General features: G+C 27.2%; 20 protein-coding genes. 17 read left to right on the top strand and 3 right to left on the bottom strand.

The features are described 5' to 3' along the window. The first annotated feature begins 10 nt into the window (after positions 1-10). The 7 genes from ACRCYC_RS13245 to ACRCYC_RS13215 all read left to right on the top strand — a co-directional run bounded on the left by ACRCYC_RS13245 (position 11) and on the right by ACRCYC_RS13215 (position 9,590). A complete protein-coding gene (locus ACRCYC_RS13245; protein ID WP_438619608.1) occupies positions 11-877 on the top strand; it encodes a sensor histidine kinase in 867 nt (288 codons plus the stop codon). Positions 878-1,064: 187 nt separating this feature from the next. Continuing rightward, complete coding sequence (locus ACRCYC_RS13240) at positions 1,065-1,754, top strand: ABC transporter ATP-binding protein (protein WP_438619607.1); 690 nt, start codon at positions 1,065-1,067, stop codon at positions 1,752-1,754. Further along, complete coding sequence (locus tag ACRCYC_RS13235) at positions 1,741-4,308, top strand: ABC transporter permease (protein WP_438619606.1); 2,568 nt, start codon at positions 1,741-1,743, stop codon at positions 4,306-4,308. The genes ACRCYC_RS13240 and ACRCYC_RS13235 overlap by 14 nt, the downstream gene beginning before the upstream one ends. A 151-nt stretch (positions 4,309-4,459) precedes the next feature. Next, positions 4,460-5,152: a response regulator transcription factor gene (locus tag ACRCYC_RS13230; protein WP_438619605.1), complete on the top strand. Its 693-nt coding sequence runs from the start codon at positions 4,460-4,462 to the stop codon at positions 5,150-5,152. Next, entirely contained in the window at positions 5,149-6,393 is a 1,245-nt protein-coding gene (locus tag ACRCYC_RS13225) for a sensor histidine kinase (RefSeq protein WP_438619604.1), read from the top strand. The genes ACRCYC_RS13230 and ACRCYC_RS13225 overlap by 4 nt, the downstream gene beginning before the upstream one ends. 103 nt (positions 6,394-6,496) lie before the next feature. Beyond that, positions 6,497-7,180: an ABC transporter ATP-binding protein gene (locus ACRCYC_RS13220; protein WP_438619603.1), complete on the top strand. Its 684-nt coding sequence runs from the start codon at positions 6,497-6,499 to the stop codon at positions 7,178-7,180. Next, on the top strand, positions 7,173-9,590 hold the full coding sequence (locus tag ACRCYC_RS13215) for an ABC transporter permease (RefSeq protein WP_438619602.1): 2,418 nt from the start codon (positions 7,173-7,175) through the stop codon (positions 9,588-9,590). The genes ACRCYC_RS13220 and ACRCYC_RS13215 overlap by 8 nt, the downstream gene beginning before the upstream one ends. A 37-nt stretch (positions 9,591-9,627) precedes the next feature. Here ACRCYC_RS13215 and ACRCYC_RS13210 read toward each other — a convergent pair whose 3' ends face one another. Beyond that, on the bottom strand, positions 9,628-9,966 hold the full coding sequence (locus tag ACRCYC_RS13210; protein WP_438619601.1) for a LytTR family DNA-binding domain-containing protein: 339 nt from the start codon (positions 9,964-9,966) through the stop codon (positions 9,628-9,630). 23 nt (positions 9,967-9,989) lie between these two features. Then, positions 9,990-10,547 (bottom strand): hypothetical protein, encoded by a 558-nt coding sequence (locus ACRCYC_RS13205; RefSeq protein ID WP_438619600.1) that lies wholly within the window; start codon positions 10,545-10,547, stop codon positions 9,990-9,992. Positions 10,548-10,753: 206 nt separating this feature from the next. On the opposite strand from ACRCYC_RS13205, the gene ACRCYC_RS13200 reads away from it, so the two are divergent. The 8 genes from ACRCYC_RS13200 (at position 10,754) to ACRCYC_RS13165 (ending at position 17,468) form a co-directional block, all read left to right on the top strand. Next, positions 10,754-11,524 carry a GNAT family N-acetyltransferase gene (locus tag ACRCYC_RS13200; RefSeq protein WP_438619599.1) on the top strand — a complete coding sequence of 257 codons (771 nt, stop codon included), beginning with the start codon at positions 10,754-10,756 and terminating at the stop codon, positions 11,522-11,524. Positions 11,525-11,689: 165 nt separating this feature from the next. Beyond that, positions 11,690-12,139: an RrF2 family transcriptional regulator gene (locus ACRCYC_RS13195; RefSeq protein WP_438619598.1), complete on the top strand. Its 450-nt coding sequence runs from the start codon at positions 11,690-11,692 to the stop codon at positions 12,137-12,139. 18 nt (positions 12,140-12,157) lie between these two features. Then, positions 12,158-13,345: a cysteine desulfurase NifS gene (gene nifS / locus ACRCYC_RS13190; RefSeq protein ID WP_438619597.1), complete on the top strand. Its 1,188-nt coding sequence runs from the start codon at positions 12,158-12,160 to the stop codon at positions 13,343-13,345. Between the two features lies 1 nt (position 13,346). Then, complete coding sequence (gene nifU / locus ACRCYC_RS13185; RefSeq protein ID WP_438619596.1) at positions 13,347-13,799, top strand: Fe-S cluster assembly scaffold protein NifU; 453 nt, start codon at positions 13,347-13,349, stop codon at positions 13,797-13,799. 249 nt (positions 13,800-14,048) lie between these two features. Next, positions 14,049-14,282: a hypothetical protein gene (locus tag ACRCYC_RS13180; RefSeq protein WP_438619595.1), complete on the top strand. Its 234-nt coding sequence runs from the start codon at positions 14,049-14,051 to the stop codon at positions 14,280-14,282. A 271-nt stretch (positions 14,283-14,553) separates the two neighbouring features. Then, positions 14,554-15,249 (top strand): response regulator transcription factor, encoded by a 696-nt coding sequence (locus ACRCYC_RS13175; protein WP_438619594.1) that lies wholly within the window; start codon positions 14,554-14,556, stop codon positions 15,247-15,249. Next, positions 15,224-15,448: a hypothetical protein gene (locus ACRCYC_RS13170; RefSeq protein WP_438619593.1), complete on the top strand. Its 225-nt coding sequence runs from the start codon at positions 15,224-15,226 to the stop codon at positions 15,446-15,448. The genes ACRCYC_RS13175 and ACRCYC_RS13170 overlap by 26 nt, the downstream gene beginning before the upstream one ends. Positions 15,449-15,473: 25 nt before the next feature. After that, on the top strand, positions 15,474-17,468 hold the full coding sequence (locus tag ACRCYC_RS13165; RefSeq protein WP_438619592.1) for a sensor histidine kinase: 1,995 nt from the start codon (positions 15,474-15,476) through the stop codon (positions 17,466-17,468). A 42-nt stretch (positions 17,469-17,510) separates the two neighbouring features. On the opposite strand, the gene ACRCYC_RS13160 is transcribed toward ACRCYC_RS13165, so the two are convergent. Then, positions 17,511-20,942: a pyruvate carboxylase gene (locus tag ACRCYC_RS13160; protein ID WP_438619591.1), complete on the bottom strand. Its 3,432-nt coding sequence runs from the start codon at positions 20,940-20,942 to the stop codon at positions 17,511-17,513. A gap of 345 nt (positions 20,943-21,287) precedes the next feature. Between ACRCYC_RS13160 and ACRCYC_RS13155 the strand changes: the two genes are divergently transcribed. Continuing rightward, complete coding sequence (locus ACRCYC_RS13155; protein WP_438619590.1) at positions 21,288-21,983, top strand: hypothetical protein; 696 nt, start codon at positions 21,288-21,290, stop codon at positions 21,981-21,983. Between the two features lie 312 nt (positions 21,984-22,295). Beyond that, positions 22,296-23,960: an MFS transporter gene (locus ACRCYC_RS13150; protein WP_438619589.1), complete on the top strand. Its 1,665-nt coding sequence runs from the start codon at positions 22,296-22,298 to the stop codon at positions 23,958-23,960. Positions 23,961-24,033 lie beyond the last annotated feature (73 nt).

The raw sequence follows: 24,033 nt of genomic DNA, 5'->3' as shown, positions 1-24,033 counted from the left end.
TATTATAGCAATGCTTTTTATATATGTAATTAGAAAAGAAATAGTTAAATTTAGTGATAATATTATATATAACATAGATGAATTTATAGCTGGAAAAAAAGCTATGGATTTTGATTTAAACAAAGACAATCTAATTTCTAAAGTACAAAATAAATTTAAATATATGATAGAGATAATGGAAAATAAAAATAGGAAGTACATAGATGAAAAAGAAAGCATAAAAACTTTAATATCAGATATTTCACATCAAATAAAAACACCTATAGCAAATATATCTATGTATAATGAAACTTTGATAAATAGAGAATTAGATAGAGAAAAACAAATACAATTTTTGCAAAATATGCAGTCTCAAGTTAACAAATTAGAATGGTTAGTAAAATCACTTATAAAAATGTCTAGGCTAGAAAATGGAATTATATCTTTAAATATTAAAAAGTCTAGGATAAGCGATACAATAGCAAATGCAATTAGTGGAGTGTATTTAAAAACTCAAAGAAAAAATATAGATATAATTATTGATTTAGATGAAAAAATTGAAATTTATCATGATAAAAGATGGACTTCGGAAGCTTTTTTCAATATTATTGAAAATGCAATTAAGTATACAAATGACTTTGGGCATATAAAAATAAAAGTAGAAAAAATGGAGATATTTACTAAAATAAGTGTAGAGGATAGTGGAATTGGAATAGAGGAACATGAAATAAACAATATATTCAAACGTTTTTATAGAAGTGCAGAAGTTGGGGAAATAGAAGGTGTTGGAGTGGGATTATACTTAGTGAGAGAAATCATAACCAAACAAAATGGATATTTAAAAGTAGAATCTCAAAAAGGAAAAGGTAGCATTTTTTCAGTATATATGAAAAATTAAATAAAAGTAAAAGTTAAGGAGCTATTCAAGGATTTTGATTAGCTTTTTTTGTGCAAATATCTCTATATTGTTATAATTGAAAAACTAAATATCACAACACTGTGAGGATTGAAGTAAGGTCTATATGATACCATTTAATTAATGAATGAGTGAAAATACTATATATAATTTAAGGGGTATAATATAAATGAAAATATTAGAAAGTAAAAATTTAAAGAAATACTATGGAAGTGGAGAAAGCTTGGTCAAAGCATTAGATGGAGTAGATATAGCAGTAGATAAAGGGGAATTTGTTGCTATAGTAGGTACATCTGGAAGTGGTAAAAGTACATTACTACATATGCTTGGCGGTCTTGATAGAGCTAGTGAAGGAAAAGTTATTATTGATAATAATGAAATATTTAATATGAGTGATGAAGAATTAACCATATTTAGAAGACGTAATGTTGGGTTTGTATTTCAAAATTATAACTTAGTACCAATATTAAATGTTTATGAAAATATAGTTTTGCCAATAGAACTTGATGGATGCAAAGTTGACACTAAATATGTTGATGAAATAATTAATACCCTAGGACTTAGTAAAAAAGTAGATGACTTGCCAAATAATTTATCTGGAGGACAACAACAAAGAGTTGCAATAGCAAGAGCACTATCAACAAAACCATCTATAATATTAGCAGATGAACCTACTGGTAACTTAGATAGCAAAACGGAACAAGATGTACTTGGACTTTTGAAGATAACTAGCAATAAATTTAGTCAAACTATAATAATCATAACTCACAATGAGCATATAGCTCAAATGGCTGATAGAATTATTAGAATTGAAGATGGCAAAGTTGTAAATAGAGGTGATAGCTATGCTTCAAAATAACAATCAAGCTATTATAAAAAAATTAAGTAATAGAAGTTTTAAGATAAATAAAATTAGAAATTTTGTTTCAATACTTGCCATAGTATTAACTACAGTACTATTCACATCATTATTTACAGTAGGGTATAGCATGATGGAGGCATTTAATAGTTATAAATTTATGGAATATGGAATGATTAATCATGTTCAAATGCAAGCTGTAAATGATAAACAAATTGAAAAAATAAAAAATGATAAATCGATAGATAAAAATAGTATAGGAATAGTAAAAAATATAGCCAGTGTAGTTAACCCTGAATTTTCAACCCAATCTATAAACCTAGCAGTTTATGATGAAAAAAGTGTAGAAAACTCAACTCATACAGATATGGTTGAGGGGGAATTACCTAAAAGTAAAGATGAAATAGTAATGCCTATAGCCTTGTTAGACATGTTAAAATTGCCTCATAAAATAGGAACAGAAATAAATTTAGTTATACCAGAAAGTAAAGATGGAAAACTCACTGGAAAACGTGAAAATTATAAATTCAAATTAAGCGGATATTTTAAATATAAAGTAACAACAAGTATGCCTCTTCATGATATTTATGCAAGTGAAGAATTTTATAATGAATTCATAAAAGCTAACACTGTTGAAGCTACATGTGTAAACTTTGACTTTATAAGTGATAAAAATCTACAAACTCAATTTGATAAAGTTTTAAAAGAAATTCAACCATATTCAGAAAAAGCAAGTATAAATCCAGTTTATTTAGATACTCAAGTAACAAATATTAGTGAAGTAATAAAAAATGTTTTACCAATAGTTCTTATAATAGGGCTGATACTTATAAGTGGATATTTACTGATTTATAATATTTTCTATATTTCAGTAGTTAAGGATATAAAGTACTATGGGCTATTAAAAACGATAGGTACATCTCCAAAACAAATAAATAAACTATTAATAAATCAAGCAAACAGATTGTGCTTGATAGGAATACCTATAGGATTAATTTTAGGATTTGGATTAGGAGTTATTTTTGTACCGCTGGTTGGAAGTACACTTGAAGGATTAAACAGAACTTCATTTGAATACTTTAATCCAATTATTTTTATAGGGGCGACTATATTTTCATATATTACAGTAAGATTATCTTGTATGAAACCTGCTAAGGTAGCAAGTAGTGTTTCACCAATAGATGCAGTTAGATATAGTGATAAAACAACTAATAATAAACGAAAATCTAAAAAAGGAAAAAGCGGTTCTAAAATTCATAAAATGGCACTTTCAAATATGTTTAGAAATAAACGTAAAGCATTTTTAGTTTTAATATCTATGTCTTTAAGTTGTATAATATTTTTAGCAGTATCAACTATTATAAGCAGTTCAAGCCCGGAACGAGCAGCAGAGGGACAGCTGTTAGATGATATTGAAATTGAACATGGGTTAGTTGATATGGCTAAATATCAAGAAGAAGTTATTACACCAATAAATGAGGAGTTTATAAGAGATATAAAAAAGTTAGATGGAGTTAATTCTATAAGTGAAATTTATCGAGATAATGGATATATAGTTTATGATGGCCTTTTAAAGGAAGAACTACTAACTCAAAGTATAAGTCAAGAATATGTAGATAGATTTAGGCAAGGTATAGATCCGAGAGAGGATGCAAAGAAGAATAAACAAGTAAGAGTAGATTTAAATGGATTGTCATCGGGGGAATTAATGAATAATATTATAAAAATTAATGAAACTAGTCAATTTGGAGAATTTAATTTGCTAGAAGGGTCTATAGATTTAAATAAATTCAACAAAGGTGGATATATAATAATTTTGGGTCACCAAGGTAGTAAAATAAAAGTAGGCGATAAGGTTAATTTGAAATATCTTAATACAACTGATATAAAAGATGGATATACAGAAAATGAATTTGAAGTTATGGCAATACTTGGAGGGGCTGAAAACTTTTATATGGACTTATTTGTGAATGAAAATGACTTTAAAAATATAGTTGAAAAGCCATATATTAAAAAACTTATTATTGATGTAGATGATAAAAACTTAGAGGAAGTAGAAAAAAATATAGATAAGTTAACTGAAGAATATAATAATCCATATGTAAAAACTTTTTCAAAACAAAAATATATAGATGAGGCTAAAAGTTTTCAAATGACTATAACTATTATAGGGATGAGTGCAGTATTTATAATTGGATTTATAGGGGTTTTAAACTTTATAAATACTATGATAACAAGTATAATATCTCGTAGACAAGAGTTTGCTATGATAGAAGCCGTTGGAATGACTAAAAAGCAACTTAAAAAAATGTTAATACTAGAAGGTTTATATTATGGGATTATAATAACTTGTATAAATCTTACACTTGGAAGCTTAGGAACCTTTATAGGATTTAACATTATGAAATTAAGATACTCTGTATATACTTATCCAGTAGGAGCATTGATTTTATGTATAGTAGCTGTATTTTTAATAAGCTTAATAGTTCCATTAATAGTATATAAACAAGTAAGCAAAGATAGTATTGTAGAAAGAATTAGAGTAACTGAGTAAATTAAAAATTCAAGTGAAAAGTAATGGTGGCATAGAAATTATGCTACCATTTTTTCATTTGAATTTTAATTAAATAAATGCTGGCATATTGATATTGTAAACGATTACATTTATTATTTAGAGAGAAATACTAAATAATAAGGGGATTGTTATGAATAAAACGATATTAATATTAGAAGATGATGAAAGCTTAAATAATGGGATTACATTTAAATTAAAAAAAGAGGGATACAATGTTTTATCTGCTATGGATATAAGTACTGCAAAAGAATTATTTAAAAATAATGAAGTAGATTTAATTGTATCTGACATAAACTTGCCTGATGGTAGTGGGCTTAAGTTTTGTGAAGAAATAAGACAAGTTAGTGATGTATTAATAGTATTTTTAACAGTGCTTGAAAGAGAAATTGATATTGTAACAGGATATGAAATAGGTGCTGATGATTATATAACTAAGCCTTTTAGTTTAATGGTTTTTATATCTAAAATAAATGCACTAATGAAAAGATTAGATAATAATAGTTCTTCGGAATTACTAATATGTCACGATATCGTGATTGATAGAAATGAAATGAAACTAATTAAAAACAATGAAGAAATAGCTGTAAGCAAAATTGAATATAAGCTACTTAAATATATGATGGAAAATAGTAAACAAATATTAACCAAAGACCAAATATTAACGCATCTATGGGATACTGATAAATATGTAGAAGAAAATGCAGTAGCTGTAAATATTAAAAGATTAAGAGCAAAGGTAGAAGATGAGCCATCAATGCCAGAATATATAAAAAATATCAGAGGGGTAGGTTATGTATGGGCTAAAGGATGTGTGAAAAAATGATAAATAATTTAATTAAAGAACCTTGTACGAAGAAATCTATAAGTATAATTCTAATAAGTGTATTTATATCATTAGGAGTACTCAATATATTTCAAATTTATCAACTAAATAATGTGTACAAACAACATTTGTATACGGAGCAAAATATTGTAGGCAGTTTAGTTTTAAAATATCCAGATGAAGAAGATAAAATACTTAGTTCTATAAAAAATAGCAATGAACATGCTCAAAATACAGGAAAAGAAATTCTTGAAAGTTATGGTTATAATGAGCATAATAACATATTAAATGATGATAAATACGATAGTATAATAAAAAATTCCATATTTATATCTATGAGTATAACTATTTTTTTAGCTATCTTAAATTTAGCAATAGTGGGTAAAGTAATGAATTATATGCTAGGCATTTTTATTAACATATCTAGCAATATAGATAAAATGACAAAAGGTGATTACTTAATAGATGCTAGTTTTGAAAAAGAAGGTATTGAACACACCATATATTCACAACTAAGTATATTAGGAAAAAATTTAGAATTAGGCTTTGAAAAATTAAATAAGGAAAAAGAAAACATAAAAGCTTTAGTAACAGATATATCACATCAATTAAAAACACCTTTATCATCTTTAAAACTTAATAATTCATTGATTATGGAAGAAAACGATGATGAAGATATGCGAATGCTATTTTTAATCAAGAATGAAGAAATAATTCAAAAGCTAAACAACTTAATTGATGCATTAGTAAATATATCAAGACTAGAAGCAAGTATGATAAGCATAAAAATAGGAAATAAAAATATTAAAGATACAATAATAAAATCAATAAGTTCATCCTATACAAAAGCTTTAGAAAAAGATATTGAACTGGAGTTAAACGAATTTGAAGATATATATGTAGAACATGATGCTAGATGGAGTGAAGAAGCTATATTTAATGTAATTGAAAATGCTATAAAATATAGTGATCCAAAAAGTAAGATATATATAGATGTTTCTAAAACTATAAACTATGTAAGGATAGATATAAAAGATAGCGGGATAGGTATAAAAAAAGAAGACTACAATGAAATATTTAAAAGATTTTATAGAGGTACTAGCAAAGAAGTTAAGTATACAGAAGGTTCAGGGGTAGGGCTTTACTTAAGTCGTAAAATACTAGAAAAGCAAGGTGGAAATATAATTGTAAAATCAGAGATAGGAAATGGTAGCAAGTTTTCTTTATTCTTTCAATTATAAAATTTTAAGTATGTCAAAACTGTCATAGTAATTAAGCTGTTTTGACATAAAAATGAAAGACTAACAAAGTATTATATAAATATAAATTGAAGGGAGGAAGCTTATGAAAGTACTAGAAACTAAAAACTTGAAAAAATATTATGGTAAAGGTGAAAATACAGTAAGAGCGATAGATAATACTAGCATATCAATAAATCAAGGGGAATTTGCTGTTATTGTAGGAAAGAGTGGTTCAGGGAAAAGTACACTTCTACACATGTTAGGAGGATTAGATAATCCAACAGAAGGAAAGGTATACATAGATAATAAAGATATATTTTCATTAAAAGAAGAAGAGTTGGCTATTTTTAGAAGAAGAAATATAGGATTTATATTCCAGTATTACAATCTAATACCGAGTTTAAATGTTTGGGAAAATATAGTTTTGCCAATAGGGCTTGATAATAAAAGTGTAGATAAAGAGTTTATTGAAGATATAATAACTTCTCTAGGATTACAAAAAAAGAAAGAAAGTCTGCCAAATACATTATCAGGAGGACAGCAACAAAGAGTTGCTATAGCAAGGGCATTAGCATCAAACCCAGCTATAATACTAGCAGATGAGCCAACAGGAAATTTAGATTCTAAAACTAGTGAAGAGGTTATGACATTACTTAAAATGATGGTTAAAAAATATAAACAAACTTTGGTTATGATAACTCATGATGAAGCCATAGCTCAAATGGCAGATAAAGTTATATTTATAGAAGATGGTAAAGTCATAAAAGGTGGTGCTATCGTTGATTAATATAAATAAGATTGCTGTAAATAACCTAAAATCATCTAGGTTAAGAAGTATATTAACAATAATAACTATAGCACTTACAACTTGCTTACTTGCATCAATTGGAATAATAACTTTAAATATGATAGATGAGTTTAAGGCAAGTGTAGTAAAGAATGTAGGAAATTCCCATGTTTTTTATAGAAAATTAGATGAAGGACAAGTAGAAAAAGTTAGAAACCACAAAGATGTAGAAATTGTTGGTGAAAATAGTGCTCAAATTGGAAAAACTCAAATTGGGAAAACGGACTTGTTAATAGCTTATACAGATGAAAATGGAGCCAAGTTATCTAATGTTAATATTTTAGAAGGTAAATTACCAAAATTATCTAATGAAATAGCCTTAGATAAAGAAATAATAAAAGAATTAGGAGCTAGACCAGTAATAGGTAGTCAAGTTAAAATAAAATTTAATGATACAAATGGAGAGCTTACTGAAAAAGAATTTATAATAAGTGGCGTAATTGAAAGAAGTGAAGGTAATATCGTAAGCAATAGTTCAGTGGGGTTAGTATCAAAAGAATTTATAAAACAAAATAGCTACAATACTGTATATAAAGCAAGTGTAAGAGTTAAAGATGAAGATAAGTTAAGTGGAGATGAAATAGAAGCTAAGGCAAATCAGATAGCTAAAGACTTAAAATTATCAAAAAATCCAGATGATATTAAAATGAATAAAGCATATTTAATGAGTATGAAACCAGACCCAGCAATAATAATGGGAGCTTTAGTTATCGCTTTGATAGTTATAGCATCTGCACTTATAGTAATATACAATATTTTCTATATATCTGTAGTAAGCAAAACTCAGGAACTAGGAAAATTGAAAGCTATAGGAGCAACTAAAAAGCAAATTAAAAAAATAATATTAAAAGAAGGGTTAATATTATCAACTATAGCAATACCTATAGGGATTTTATTGGGATATATAATTTCAACATTTATATTAAAGTCATTCTTAAATAAAAGTCAACTTAGTGGAATAAGTATAGCTATAATAATAGGTTCATCACTGATTACTATATTAACTGTATACATCGCATTACTTAAGCCAATGAAAATAGCAGCTAAAATATCTCCTGTAGAAGCTATGAAATACAATGGAAATGATAAATCTAAAAAGAAAACTAGAAAAGGCTATGACGAAATTAATATAAAGAAGCTTACTTATTCTAATCTTTTTAGAAATAAAAAACGTACTTACTTAACACTATTATCATTAAGCTTAAGTGGAATATTGATTATAAGTATATCTACAATACTTCAAAGTATTAATACTGAAAAGATGGTAGGTCAGTTTATGACTAATGATTTTGAGTTTAAAATTAAATATGCTACTTATGATTATGAAAAAGAAAGAGCTGGGGTTATTGTAGATAATCCACTTAGTGAAGAATTTATAAAAAGTATAGAAAGTATAAATGGAGTAGAAGTTGTAAATAGAGTTACAAAAATAGATGCTAAAATAAAAAATTCAGGAGATGTAAAAGTAGCAGAATTTCTTGAAGAAGACTATAAAGGTAAAGAGTTTATAGAAGAAGATTTATGTGGTTATGATGATGACATGATAAATAGATTAGATAAAAATGTTAAGGAAGGTAAAATAGACTTAGCAAAAATTAAATCTGGAAAAGAGATAATTATAGCGACTGCTGTAGCATATTGGAATGGACTAGAAGTAGGGGATACTGTAAATATAACTTATAATGATGGAAGTAAAGAAATAAATAGAGATTTTAAAGTTGGAGCTATAGTTACATCTTATATTGGTGGGCATATGTTTACAAGTAACGATTTAATAAAATCCACACCAGGTAAAAATTATAATGATGTTATACAAGTAGAAGCTAAAGATAAAAACTATGATGATGTAAATGCAATGCTAACGAGTATTTCTGAAGGATATAAAAACTTAGAATATACTGATTACAAAAGTGAACTAGAAGCTAATAATAAAGCATTCTTTGGAGTTAATTCAATGGGATATGGATTAGTAACTGTAATTGGGATGATAAGTTTGGTTAACCTTATAAATACTATGGTTACTAGCATAATATCTAGAAAAAAAGAGTTAGGAATGTTACAAGCTATTGGAATGAGTGACAAACAACTTAAAAAGATGCTACAAATAGAAGGAATGTTTTATACAAGTATAACTATAGTTTCATCTTTAGTTATAGGTAGTGTTGTAGGATATTTTGCATATCTAGCGTTTTATAACAGTGGAGCTGACTATGCTTCATATAGATACCCATTTGTACCAGCTATACTTTTAGTTTTAGTATCGATAGCTGTTCAAATAGGGATAACTCATTTTATAAATAACTACTTTAAGAAAGAATCTTTAGTAGATAGAGTTAGATATAGTGAATAAAAAGGTCTGTCTATTTTTAGACAGACTTTTTATTGTGTTAAAATCGTTTAGTACGGTAAAATCTATAAAGAAAATCTTTTTCTAAGGACTTACTAAGAGTAGCAGTTTCTTGAAAATTAATGAAACTAACTTCTAAAGAAGTTTTATTTATAGGTATAACCTTGTGTATACATTTTAAATTAACTATGTAACTTTTATGAGAAAGGAAAAAATTAGGAGGAAGTCTTTTTGCTAGGTTATCAAATGGTTCATAAAATTTTATAATATCTATAGTTGACGGTAAAATATTAAATTTACCAAAATAGTATTTAAAGCTTAAAAAGGGGGATATCTCAAAATAGAGAGCAAAGGATATATGTTTATCCAAAGTTAACACTATTTAGAGGCATCCCCTTTTATTTAAACTCTTTTATATATAATTGGATCAACAAACCCAAAAGTAATTTTATCGTTTTTATAGAAAACTTCACTTACATATAAAGTAGAATCTTCTATTCTTTCTTTAAGTTCAAACTTAGTTACAGGTGTAAAGAAACTAATACTTTCTCCAGTAAACACGCCATCACATTCATTATACACCATAGGTGTAAATTTTTCTGATATCATCAACTTATTAAAATCCATAACTAAACTATCATTATCATTTCTAAAATCTTCTTTAGATACACCCGTAGGCAGCTCATAAGATGTTAACACAACTTTATTATATTCATTTAATGTAAATAAAAATAGATGAGGTAAAATATTATTGAAATTACCTTGCTTATAATAACTTTCTTCTATTACAAAGTACCCATCGAAATCACTAGGTAAATTTTTAATCTTGTCATTACAAATCCCATTAATATGTTTTGCACAAGGATGTTTAATTTCTCCAGATTTGATTTCTGCTTCTATTTGTTCATCATTATTAAATGTTCCACATAAGTTTTTTACAAAAGTATCTAATACAGTCATAGTAACCCTTCTTTCTGAAATTTAATATTTAAAAGCCAAATGTTATTAAAATCAATATAGCACTCTGAAAAAATATTTACAAGTAAAATAATTGTGAAATTATAAGTATATTAGAAACTATGAAGGAATGAAGCTGCACAACAAAGAATAAATAGTTTATTACAAACATATTATTTAACATGAAAATTGATATAGCGGAGGGTGTAATGATTTTAAAGTTAAATGAAGAATATAACAATCAAGTTATAAACTATTTAAAACAAGAAGAAAACTTCAATCTCTTATTAATTGGAGATGTGAAACGATACGGATATAATAATTGCTTTTTTAATATATGGGGAAATTTTGATGATAAAGGAAATATAAGAGGTTTATTAATTCAAGCATTTGATTTATTAACACTATATTCTATTGATAATTACAATTTAATAAGCTTTGTTGAATATATAAATAAACTTATATATAGAAATATAAATGGAAAAATAGATACTTTGAAGTTTATAGAACCTTATATATATCATAATAGAGAAAGGATAGTAACGTTTTGTGCACTAAAAAATATAAATTATTTGAAAGAACAAAATATAGATGTGAATGTTAAAAAGATAAAGTTTGGAAAGATAAAAAAAATATTAAAACTTTATGAGGATATAGATGAATTTGAAAAACCTAATATACAAAGCATAAAAAGCAATTTGAAAAGCGGTAGAGGATATTATATAGAAGAAAACAAAACTATTGTATCTATGGCAAAATCAACTTCAGAAAATAAAACGCATGCAATGGTAATAGGAGTAGGGACTCACCCTATGTATAGAAATAAAGGATATGCGACTAAGTGTATGGTCAAGTTATGTTATAGCTTAATAAGAGAAAATAAACTTCCTTGCCTTTTTTATGATAATGAAGAAGCAGGGAAAATTTATAAAAAAATAGGGTTTAAAGAGTTAGGTCAGTGGGTAATTTATTATAAGTAAAAGTTTTAAGGAGTTGAAAATACTAAATTTCCACTCCTTTTTTAATTCCTACAAAAATACTATGAATTTAATGTTGACAAGATCACTAGGATATAATAAAATAATCTTGAAGATAAAACCTAGTAAGTTAGTCGGAAATACCTATTTGAAAAGAAGGTGTATAAAATGAAACTATCAACTAAAGGTAGATACGGACTAAAAGCAATATTTGAACTTTCACTTACACAAAAGAATGGACCAGTTCCATTGAGACAGATAGCTAAAAAACAAAATATATCAGAACAGTACTTAGAACAAATCTTTTCAGCACTTAAAAAAGCAGGAATTATAAAAAGTGTAAGAGGCGCTCAAGGAGGATACTTATTAGTAAAAGAACCAAAGGATATAACAGTAGGAGATATACTAGTAGTTCTTGAAGGTCCTGTTTCAATTTCAGATTGTGTAATGGATGAAGATATATGTGAAAACTCTGGAATATGTGTTACCAAAATTGTTTGGGAAAGACTTAAACAGGGAATAGAAGATGTTATAAATTCAATAACACTTCAAAACATGATAGATGACTATAATAAAAATAAAAATATAAATGATATAACAGATTTAATTATAAAATAGATTTAGGAGATGAATGAAATGGAAAAAAGAAAAATATATATGGATTATTCAGCTACAACTCCTGTTAAACAAGAAGTGGTAGAAGCTATGATGCCTTATTTCACAGAAACTTTCGGAAATGCATCAAGTTTCCATTCTTTCGGGAGAGATGCTAAAAATATATTAGACAAATCAAGAGAAACTGTGGCTAGTCTTGTAAATGCAAAGCCAAATGAAATATACTTTACAGCTGGGGGAACAGAAAGTGATAACTGGGCAGTAGAAGGTGTTGCTTTTGCAAACAAAGCAAAAGGAAATCATATAATAACTTCTAAGGTAGAACATCATGGTATACTTCATGTTTGTGAATACTTAGAAAAGCATCACGGATTTGAAGTAACTTACTTAGATGTAGATGCTGATGGTAGAGTAAATGCTAATGACGTTGAAAAAGCAATAACAGATAAGACTATATTAATAAGTATAATGTTTGCTAACAACGAAGTTGGAACAGTACAACCTATAAAAGAAATAGGTGAAATAGCTAAAAAGCATAAGATTATATTCCATACAGATGCTGTTCAAGCTGCAGGAAATATTCCAATAGATGTTAATGAATTAAACATAGATTTAATGAGTATGTCATCTCATAAAATATATGGACCTAAGGGTATAGGTGCGCTATATATAAGAACTGGAGTTAAATTACATACTTTCGTTCATGGTGGAGCACAAGAAAGAAGAAGAAGAGCAGGAACTGAAAATATACCAGGTGTAGTTGGATATGCTAAAGCATGTGAACTTGCAAAAGCTAATATGGGCGAGCATATAGAAAGATTAACAGCTTTAAGAACTAAACTTATAGATGGTATATTAGAAAGAATACCTTATACAAAAGTTAACGGAAGCTTAGATTATAGACTTCCTGGAAATGTAAACTTCTCATTTGAGTTTATAGAAGGAGAAGGAATATTATTAATGTTAGATATGTTAGGTATAGCTGCATCAAGTGGATCAGCTTGTACTTCAGGATCATTAGATCCATCGCATGTTCTTATGGCTATGGGATTACCTCATGAGATAGCTCATGGTTCATTAAGATTAAGTATCGGAGATTTTACAACAGAGGAAGATATCGACTTTATAATAGATAATTTACCAAAGATAATAGAAAGATTAAGAAGTATGTCACCATTATTCAATAAGTTAGATAAGGGAGGAAAGTAAAATGCAATATAGTGAAAAAGTTATGGACCATTTCATGAATCCAAGAAATGTTGGAGAGATAGAAAATCCAAGTGGAGTAGGAGAAGTTGGAAACGTTAAATGTGGAGATATAATGAGAATATATCTTGATATAGATAAAGATACTAAGGTTATAAATGATGTTAAGTTTATGACTTTTGGATGTGGATCAGCAATAGCTAGTTCTTCTATGGCTACTGAATTAATAAAAGGGAAAACAATAGAGGAAGCTTTAGAGATAACTAATAAAGCTGTTGCGGAAGCTCTAGATGGTTTACCTCCAGTTAAAATGCACTGTTCAGTTTTAGCTGAGCAAGCTATAAAAGCTGCTTTAATAGATTATTCTGAGAAGAATAATATACACATAGCTGCTTTAGATGGTGTTGTTATAGAAGATGATCATGATCATCACCATGATATACCAGAAGAAGAGTAATAGATAGCTTAAATTGAGGGGCGCTAGGGTTAGTGATATGTGTTTCCTTCACACGACGTACTGCGTACGTAAAGTGTTGCGTCAACACACATCACTAACCCTAGCTAAGCTCAGATTTAAAGCTTTGGATAGAGAAAAAATAAAGAAGAACTCATTTGCTTGCAAATGAGTTCTTTTTTATTTTAGTTAGAAATAGTAAAATATATATAATGCATTTTAGCTGAAATTATTATTAGGGAGATGAGTTATATGGAAATCATTACTTTGATTTTAATATTTATATTTATATTAAGTATTAAAAATAGTACTAAAGAACAGGGAAAAAATGGGAATATAAACAACTCAGATTATAATATAGGCACTAATGATTTTATGAATAATAATTATGAGTCTCATAGTCAAGATTGTGAATGTACTGATTTTGGCCATGATTGCTGTAGCGATAGTGGTATTGATTCTAGCTGTGATTGTGGATGTAACTGAGATTAATAAAAAAAGGAGCATATGCTCCTTTTTTTATTTGATATATTAGACAAAATAAAGTTACAAATTATGAAACTATTTATAAGGTTATTTCGTCTAATATATGTAGGGGATTTTTATATTTGTATTAAATCGTAAGAAAATCTTAAGAATTATCTTAATTATTTCTTAAGATTTATGGTTTATTATATAAATATAAGAGAAAATAAAGTTTATGAGGTCACGATATTGTATAATCGAATCTGACGATTAAGTTAAGTGAGGTAAGTATATGAGTAATATTTTAGTAGTTGATGATGATAGAGATATTGTGGATTCAATTGAGATTTATTTAAAAAATGAGGGATTTAATATATTTAAAGCTTATGATGGGGTTGAAGCTTTAGAAATACTTGTTAGTAATGATATACATTTGATTCTTATGGATATTATGATGCCTAAGTTAGATGGGATAAAGGCTACTATAAAGATTAGGGAAGAAAAGAATATTCCTATAATATTAATTTCTGCAAAGAGTGAGGATAGTGATAAGATTATTGGACTTAATATAGGGGCTGATGATTATATAACTAAACCATTTAATCCTTTAGAGCTTATAGCTAGGACTAAGTCTCAACTTAGAAGGTATATAAACTTAGGTAATTACAAAGTAGAGGAAAATAAAGATATTATTCAAAGTGGAGATTTAAAATTAAATGTTAATAGTAAAGAAGTTTTTGTGGAGGATGAGTTTGTTAGACTTACTCCTATAGAGTTTAAGATACTTAATCTTTTATTAGCTAATAAAGGAAGAGTATTTTCCATAGATGAGATTTATGAAAGAGTGTGGAATGAAGATAGTTTTAATTCAGAAAATACAGTGAGTGTTCATGTTAGGAGAATTAGAGAAAAAATTGAGATAAATCCTAAAGAACCAAAATATTTAAAGGTGGTGTGGGGAGTTGGATACAAAGTCGAGAAGTTATAATATACTTAAGTTTAAAAGATGGAATATACAGTTAGTTATGCATTTTGCTATGCTACTTATATTTTTCTTTATGACTCAATTAGGGGCTGTATTAATAGGTTTTACATATTTAGAGGGAAAAATATTTTGGCAATTTTTAAGTTTAATAGTTGCTAATTTTATATTTTATAAGCTAATGACAGGAATGAATTTATTATAAAGGTTAAAGAGGAAAAGGTGGATTGATGAAAATAAATAATAAAGGTTTTAAGTATGTATGTTTAATACTACTATTAATTTCAACTTCAATATTTGGAGCAACATTAGAAGAAAGTATATATGGAAATACTTATGAGAGAATAAAACAGAGTACTATATCAAATAATGATAAAAAAATATATGCAGATAATTTTTATGAAAGTGATAAATTTGATAATGAATTGCTTCAAAATATATTAGATAGAATGTATGTAGCGACATCAAGTAAAGAAATGTATGGAGAACAATCAAAAATAGATGCTAGAAGAGAACTAGATGATTTTAAGGATATGAAGTTTTTTATTAAAAATGATTTAAATAATAACATCTATACTAATACTAAATATAAAACCAATGATGAGTTTAGAAAAAATCAAAAAGATTATTGTAATTTGGAAGTTGATTTTAATGACAGCGGTGATACATACACTAAAATTATAGATAACAAAAGAATATCAGTTAAAACAAATAGACATTTATTTTGGGGAATACCAAAAGATAATTTAACAATAAGTATATCGCTACCTGAAAAACCTAATGAATCATATGATACTTTTGGGTTTAGTTCTTACTACTATGAATTTGAACATTACAAAGAATTATCAATTAGTTTATTTAAAGGTTTAATGGTATCAGGGATTAGCGCAATTATATCATTCATAGCATATTTGATAAATAAAAAAGAGCTTATAAATAAGGAAAGTTTAATTTTAAGAGTATATAAAAAAATGCCTTTAGAAATATATATATTAATGTTTTGTATAAGCGGATTTTTAGCAATTATTAATGTGCAGTATATAATATCAATAATTTTAAAACTTATATTTTTAACAGGGGTATTCCTATGGGCTGAGTGCTTTAAAAAATTGGATAAAAAAACGAGTTTATTAAAAAGTAGCATTATATATATTATATTAAAGTTTTTTGTAAATGTAATATCAAATATTATTAAGTATCAAAAGAAATTACCATTAATGAGAAAATTGATTTTAATTAATATAATTACGATTACGATTAGTGGGATGGTATTACTATTTTTATATACTACTTGGTATTGGCAAGAACCTTTAATTATACTTATGGCAATTATGATTATATTAGCAACAAACTTATTTGTGGCAACGGGATATATTATAAATAAATTAGGATATATAGATGCTATAATGGATGGAACTAAAAAAATAAAAAATGGAGATATACATCACAAGATAGAAATTAAAGGTGATGATGCTTTATCTATATTTGCTCAAAATATAAATAATTTAAGTGATGGACTTGATAATGCAATAGAGGAAAAATTCAAAAGTGAAAGAATGAAAACCGAGCTTATAACTAATGTAAGTCATGACCTAAAAACTCCATTAACATCAATTATAAATTATGTTGATTTAATAAAAAAAGAAGAGAATATACAACCAGAGTATTTAAAAGATTATGTAAATGTATTAGATAATAAGTCTAGACGTTTAAAATCACTTATAGAAGACTTATTTGAAGCAAGTAAAGCTAGTAGTGGTAATATAGAACTTAATATTGAAAAACTAGATTTAAATCAGTTGTTAAGACAAAGTATAGGTGAAACGGAAGAAAAATTAGCGAGTTCACATTTGGATTTAAAAGTTAATATTCCAAAAGAAGCTGTATATATAAATTGTGATGGAAGAAGAATGTATAGAGTATTTGAAAATCTATTAACAAATATAGCTAAGTATTCACTTAACAATACGAGAGTTTATATAGATATGAAATTAGCTAATGATAAAGTGTATTTATCTATGAAAAATATATCAGCATATGAGCTTAACTTTGAAGCTTGTGAAATAATTGAAAGATTTAAAAGAGGAGACTTAGCAAGAAATACAGAAGGTAGCGGGTTAGGACTAGCCATTGCTCGTGATTTAGTTGAACTTCAAGATGGGAAGTTTGATATACAAATAGATGGGGATTTATTTAAAGTAGAACTTATATTTAATCAAATATAGGGGAGTAACAAAAAAGAACCTGGATTCCAGGTTCTTTTATATTTACTTCATTTCTATTAATAACTGTTTATCTTTTACAACTTCATCTTGACTAACATTGATGGATTTAATAGTACCGTCAGTTTTTGCAACTACAACAGTTTCCATTTTCATAGCCTCAATTATTATAAGGGGCTGATTTTTAATAACTTCTTGATTTTTTTCTACTAACACTTTTACGACTTTACCAGGGATACTAGCACCTATCTGTAGAGGGTCATTCATATCTGCTCTTATTATATCTTTTATATTTCCTTCATAGTTACTATCGTTTATTTCTATATCTCTCATCATTCCATTTAATTCAAATGAAAGAGTTCTCGTTCCATCTTGTTTCGTATCGCCAAGTTCTATTAGTTTAATAGTTAAAACTTTACCTTCTTCTATTTCAACTTCACATTCTTCTCCTATAGCTAAACCGTAAAAATATACATGGCTTTCTAATTTGGATATATCATTGTATAACTGTAAATGTTTTAAATAATCTTCATATACCTTAGGATATAGTGTATAACTTAATACATTTCTGATATTTGAATTTATATTGAATTTACTATCTAAATGATTTTTAATACTTTTAAAATTTTCATTTGGAATCAATGTTCCTGGTCTAACTGTTATAGGGGTTTCACCTTTTAAAACTATATCTTGAATATTTTTAGGAATGCCACCTTCTGGTTGACCTATCATTCCTTTGCAGTAATCAACTACTGAGTCTGGGAAAGATAGATTTTTACCTTCTACAAGTATATTTTCTTTATTAAGTTGGTTTTTAACCATAAATATTGCTAAATCACCAACAACTTTAGAAGATGGAGTAACCTTTATAATATCGCCTAAAATATCATTAGACTCTTTATATTTTTCTTTTACTTGATCAAACTTATCAGATAAGCCTAAGCTATCAGCTTGTGGTTTTAAGTTTGTATATTGACCACCTGGAATTTCATATTTATATATTTCAGCAGATGGATTTTTTAAATCACTTTCAAATTTAGAATATACTTTTCTTAAATCTTTGTAGTAACTTCCCAGTTCTTCATATCCGTATAAATTGATTTTAGTATCTCTTTCTGTATTTCTCAAAGCTTCTACAATTGAATTTAAAGAAGGTTGACTAGTAAGTCCTGACATTGTTTCAAGTGCAGTATCAACAATATCTACACCTGCTTCAGATGCCATTAAACATGTAGCAACTCCATTTCCACTAGTATCGTGAGTATGAAGATGAATAGGTGTATTTACATTTTCTTTTAATTCTTTTACTAACTTGTAAGCTGCATATGGTTTTAAAAGTCCTGCCATATCTTTTATACATATGATATCTGAGCCTAAATCTTCTAACTGTTTAGCCATATTTATATAATATTCTAAATTATATTTGCTCTTTGATGTATCTAAAATATCTCCAGTGTAGCAAATTGTAGATTCTACTATTTTACCAGTTTCAAGGGCTGTATATATAGACGGTTTCATATTTTCAACCCAGTTAAGTGAATCAAATATCCTAAATATATCAATGCCTTTATTAGCTGATTCTTTTAAAAACTCCTTAATAACATTGTCAGGATAGTTTTTGTACCCTACACCATTTGAAGCTCTAAATAGCATCTGAAACATTATATTAGGAATTTCTTCTCTTAATTTTTCAAGCCTTACCCAAGGAGATTCTTTTAAAAATCTATAAGCAACATCATAAGTAGCTCCTCCCCACATTTCTAGTGAAAATAAGTCTTTCATATACTCATTTGTAGGTTTAGCTACTTTTAACAAGTCGTAACTTCTAAGTCTTGTTGCAAGAAGAGATTGATGAGCATCTCTCATAGTAGTGTCTGTTAATAAAAGTTTTTTTTCATTTTTTACACTTTCTATATATTTTTCCTTTCCTAGTTTTTTTAATAAATCTCGGCTTCCTTCATTTAGGGTTATAGACTCATTTAATTTAGGTGTATATATAGATTGTAATTGTGGTTTTTCAATACATTTATTTTCATTAACTATAGTATTTCCAATGAATTGAAGCAATTTTGTTCCTCTGTCTTTGCTTTCTGTTATATCAAATAAGTTTGGATTTTCATCAATAAACTTTGTACTACATTTACCTTGGGTAAATATTGGGTTATTTAAAACATTTATTAAAAATCCTACGTTTGTTTTAACACCTCTTATTCTAAGTTCTTTTATAGATCTGATAGTTTTATTTATAGCTCCTTTAAAAGTTCTATCCCAAGAAATTGTTTTAACTAATAAACTATCGTAATAAGGACTTATAGTAGATCCTGTAAATCCATTTCCGCCATCAAGTCTTATACCAAAGCCGGAACCTGTTCTATAAACTTGTATTTTGCCTGTATCTGGCATGAAATTATTTTTAGGGTCTTCAGTTGTTATTCTACACTGAATAGAGTAACCTCTTACTTGGATATCATCTTGAGACTTTATATTTATTTGTTCATCTTCTAATTTATATCCTTGAGCTATTAATATTTGGCTTTGAACTATATCTATGCCTGTTATCATTTCCGTTACAGTGTGTTCAACTTGAACTCTAGGGTTCATTTCTATAAAGTAGAAATTTTCATTACTATCTACTAAAAATTCAAGCGTTCCAGCATTTACATATCCAACATGTTTAGCTATTTTAACAGCATCATTGCATATTTTTTCTCGTAGATTATCAGACAATGAAAAAGCAGGTGCATATTCAATTATTTTTTGATGTCTTCTTTGTACAGAACAATCTCTTTCATATAAATGGACAATATTTCCGTGCATATCTCCAAGTATTTGAACTTCTATATGCTTTGGGTCAGAGATATATTTTTCTATGAATATAATGTCTTCACCAAATGCTTTTTTAGATTCGCTACAAGCAGTTTCATATTCAAGTTCTAGATTATTTTCATCATAAACAACCCTCATACCTCTACCACCGCCACCGTTAGATGCTTTAAGCATTATAGGATAACCTATTTTATTTGCTATGTCTTTTGCATCTTCAATCCTTTTAATAGGTTTATCTATTCCTGGAATAGTAGGGACTTGAGCTTCTTTTGCTATTTGTTTAGAATTTATTTTATCACCCATCATATTCATTATCTTTGCTGATGGACCTATAAATATTATTCCGTTTTCTTCGCATTTACGAACAAACTCAGGATTTTCAGATAAAAAACCATATCCAGGATGTATTGCATCTACTTTTTTATTTTTAGCTAATTCTATAATGCTATCCATATCTAAATAAGCATCTATTGGGCCTTTGTCTTCTCCTATTAAATAAGATTCATCAGCTTTTGTTCTAAACAATGAATACTTATCTTCTTTGCTGTATATACCGACACTTTTTATACCAAGTTCAGAACATGCTCTAAATATTCTTATGGCAATTTCGCCTCTATTAGCAACTAAAACTTTATTAATTTTATTAAGCATAACTGAAAAAATCCCCCTTTGTTCTTATGATATTAAAGATTATAAAGCATTTTACTTTAATTTAAAAGACTATACAACAACTTCTTTAATAAATAAGATAAATGTTTAATATGAAGTAATTTATATAGTTTCAAAGTATATAATCATCTTATTAAATAGGGGTGAAAAAGTTAAAAATCCTTAGAATATATATTTACTATTATTTAATAAGGTATAGAAGAGTAAAAACTTAAAATTAGTAAGTGCTAAGCATTTAATAAGGAATACAATTAAAGAAAAATATGAAATGAAATCTATGATATAATATTAAAATATTAATTAATGTTTATTATAAGGAGTACATAAATGAAAAAAGTAAGATATTATTTCGTTATATCGTTTATATTAATTGCTTTATCGGGGTTAATGTTTTTTATCCATTATTTAGTTTTTGGCCAAGCAACTAACACTGCATATTATTCTCTTATGAATTTATGTTTTATACCAATAAATAGTTTGGTTGTGACTATAATTCTTGAAAAATTAATCGATTACCGAGCTAAAAAAGAACGAATGGAAAAAATAAATATGCTAGTTGGGATATTTTTTACTGAAGTTGGAGGTAAATTAATGCGTCTTATAATAGATGCAGATAATGGAGCTAAAAATTACATAATAGATTTCGATGATTTAAATAAAATAAAAAGAAATTTAGACAATTATAACTATCAAGTAAACATGGAATGTATAGATTTAAAGTCTATAAAAAATGTACTAGTAGAGAATAATAATTTATTTGTAACTTTGATAAGCAATGAAAGTATACTTAATCATCAAATTTTTACAGATTTGCTTATGTCAGTAATACACTTAAGAGATGAAATTATATTTATGGAAAAAGACAACGGGATAGAAATGAATATAAATCATTTAGAAAATGATGTTATAAGAGTATACAAAAATATAACTATTCAGTGGGTTTATTACCTTGAATATTTAAATAAATCTTATCCATTTTTATACAATAATGCTATAAGGGTAAATCCATTTAAGTTTAAATAATATGAAACTATATAAAGATATTTTTACTAATAAAGTATCTTTATATAGTTTTTTTCATTTTTAATGTATAAATTTTGAATAATTATTTTTCCTATGGGTATATGAAAGAATGTTGAATAAATTAAAACTTTAACAACGGTTGATTTATTAATGTAAGTGATTTTATGTAAATGTATTATTAAATTGTAGTTATTTTAGTATAGAATATTTTCTTTTTAAAGATATTATATTTTAAAATAGTTATAATAAGGGATTAAAAAATTATATAATTTTGCTTATAACAAACAACTGCTGTGAATAGGAGTGTATTTTATGAGTGAATCAATTAAGAAAAAGAGTACGGGTATAGCTATGGTCGTATTTTTACTTGGAATTTTTATGGGAGCTATGGACTCAGGGGTAGTATCTCCTGCAAGAAATGTAATTGCTAATGGACTTGGAATTTCAGAATCTGCTAGTGTATGGATGATTACAATATATACATTAGCTTATGCGGTTTCTATGCCAATAACTGGCAAACTAGCAGATACATATGGTAGAAAAAAGGTATATATGATTTGTGTTATATTATTTGCAACAGGTTCTCTACTTTGTGGAATATCTGATATAGTTGGGAGTTACGAATTTTTATTAACTTCAAGAGTAATTCAAGCAATAGGTGGTGGAGGCATAATGCCAATAGCTACAGCTTATATAGGTGCATCTTTCCCTGAGGAAAAAAGAGGATCAGCACTTGGTATGGTAGGAGGAGTATATGGTATAGCAACAGTACTTGGACCTACATTAGGAAGTTTTGTACTTTCTATTGCTGGAGATAGCAGATGGGGATATTTATTTTTAATAAATGTACCTATAAGTATAATTATAATAATTGCAGCTTTAAAATTAGAAGAAAATAAAAAAGAATCTAAAGTTAAAAAAATGGATATCTGGGGATCACTTATATTAAGTGTTATAGTAGCATCACTAATGTATGGCTTAACAAACTTGAAATTCTATGACTTTGCAAGTTCAATTCAGTCAATGGATGTTTGGCCTTATTTAGTAATTTTCTTAGCTCTTATACCTTTATTTATATCTGTAGAAAAAAGAGCAGAAGATCCTGTTTTAAATTTAAATTTCTTTACAAATAAACAAACTGCACTAACTTTATTTTTAAGTTTCATAGTTGGATGTGGGCTTATGAGTACAGTATTTTTACCACAGTTTTCTGAAAATGTACTTAGATTAAAAAGAGGTAGTGGAGGTTATATAGTAACATTATTTGCAGTGTTTACGGGGATAGCGGCTCCACTTGGAGGTAAATTTATAGATAAATTTGGAGTTAAAAAGTTACTATTACTAGGATTTGCATCAAATATATTTGGAGTATTATATCAAGCTTTAGTTACAGCTAATAATCCAAACTTTACAAATTTAACAATAGGATTAGCATTTATGGGAATAGGTATGGGATTTACTATGGGAACACCTATAAATTATTTAATGATGAGTTTAGTTAAACCAGAAGAAATATCTATGGGGCAATCAACCGTGTCATTACTTCGTTCTATTGGGGTTGCAGTATCACCTAATTTACTTATAAACTTTGTGTCAGATGCAGGTAGAAATGTTCCTGGTGCTATTGAAAAAGTAATGCCACATATACAAGGTGGGTCACTAGGTGGAGGACATATGTCAGCTGAAATGATGAATAAGTTCCAAAATGCAGATGTTACAAATATATTTGAAACAGTTAAATCATTTGTACTTTCTATGTTTAATGGACTTCAACATACGATGGGTGCAAATATGCACTTTGATGCATTAAAAAATAATTATTTAGTTAGCTTAGATAAAGCTAAACCTGCCATTGAACATGCATATCAATACACTATGAACCAAGGATATGCTCATTTATTTATAGGTACAGCTGTTATTGCGATACTTGGATTAGTAGCATCTTTATTTATAAAAAATAATCATAAAAAAGCTTAATTACAATTATAAATAAAAATGGTTATCTCAATTTAGAGATAGCCATTTTTATACTTAAGGAACTTATATTGAT

The organism is Paraclostridium sp. (genome assembly GCF_051657365.1).
GTDB lineage: Bacteria > Bacillota > Clostridia > Peptostreptococcales > Peptostreptococcaceae > Paraclostridium.
The sequence above is the reverse complement of the archived record's forward strand: the minus strand, read 5'-3'. Positions and strand labels throughout refer to the sequence as shown.

Coding starts and splice junctions, on each gene's coding strand:
- ACRCYC_RS13245 (WP_438619608.1), top strand. CDS start 11: ATGCTTTTTATATATGTAATTAGAAAAGAAATAGTTAAATTTAGTGAT.
- ACRCYC_RS13240 (WP_438619607.1), top strand. CDS start 1,065: ATGAAAATATTAGAAAGTAAAAATTTAAAGAAATACTATGGAAGTGGA.
- ACRCYC_RS13235 (WP_438619606.1), top strand. CDS start 1,741: ATGCTTCAAAATAACAATCAAGCTATTATAAAAAAATTAAGTAATAGA.
- ACRCYC_RS13230 (WP_438619605.1), top strand. CDS start 4,460: ATGAATAAAACGATATTAATATTAGAAGATGATGAAAGCTTAAATAAT.
- ACRCYC_RS13225 (WP_438619604.1), top strand. CDS start 5,149: ATGATAAATAATTTAATTAAAGAACCTTGTACGAAGAAATCTATAAGT.
- ACRCYC_RS13220 (WP_438619603.1), top strand. CDS start 6,497: ATGAAAGTACTAGAAACTAAAAACTTGAAAAAATATTATGGTAAAGGT.
- ACRCYC_RS13205 (WP_438619600.1), bottom strand. CDS start 10,547: ATGACTGTATTAGATACTTTTGTAAAAAACTTATGTGGAACATTTAAT.
- ACRCYC_RS13200 (WP_438619599.1), top strand. CDS start 10,754: ATGATTTTAAAGTTAAATGAAGAATATAACAATCAAGTTATAAACTAT.
- ACRCYC_RS13195 (WP_438619598.1), top strand. CDS start 11,690: ATGAAACTATCAACTAAAGGTAGATACGGACTAAAAGCAATATTTGAA.
- nifS (WP_438619597.1), top strand. CDS start 12,158: ATGGAAAAAAGAAAAATATATATGGATTATTCAGCTACAACTCCTGTT.
- nifU (WP_438619596.1), top strand. CDS start 13,347: ATGCAATATAGTGAAAAAGTTATGGACCATTTCATGAATCCAAGAAAT.
- ACRCYC_RS13180 (WP_438619595.1), top strand. CDS start 14,049: ATGGAAATCATTACTTTGATTTTAATATTTATATTTATATTAAGTATT.
- ACRCYC_RS13175 (WP_438619594.1), top strand. CDS start 14,554: ATGAGTAATATTTTAGTAGTTGATGATGATAGAGATATTGTGGATTCA.
- ACRCYC_RS13165 (WP_438619592.1), top strand. CDS start 15,474: ATGAAAATAAATAATAAAGGTTTTAAGTATGTATGTTTAATACTACTA.
- ACRCYC_RS13160 (WP_438619591.1), bottom strand. CDS start 20,942: ATGCTTAATAAAATTAATAAAGTTTTAGTTGCTAATAGAGGCGAAATT.
- ACRCYC_RS13155 (WP_438619590.1), top strand. CDS start 21,288: ATGAAAAAAGTAAGATATTATTTCGTTATATCGTTTATATTAATTGCT.
- ACRCYC_RS13150 (WP_438619589.1), top strand. CDS start 22,296: ATGAGTGAATCAATTAAGAAAAAGAGTACGGGTATAGCTATGGTCGTA.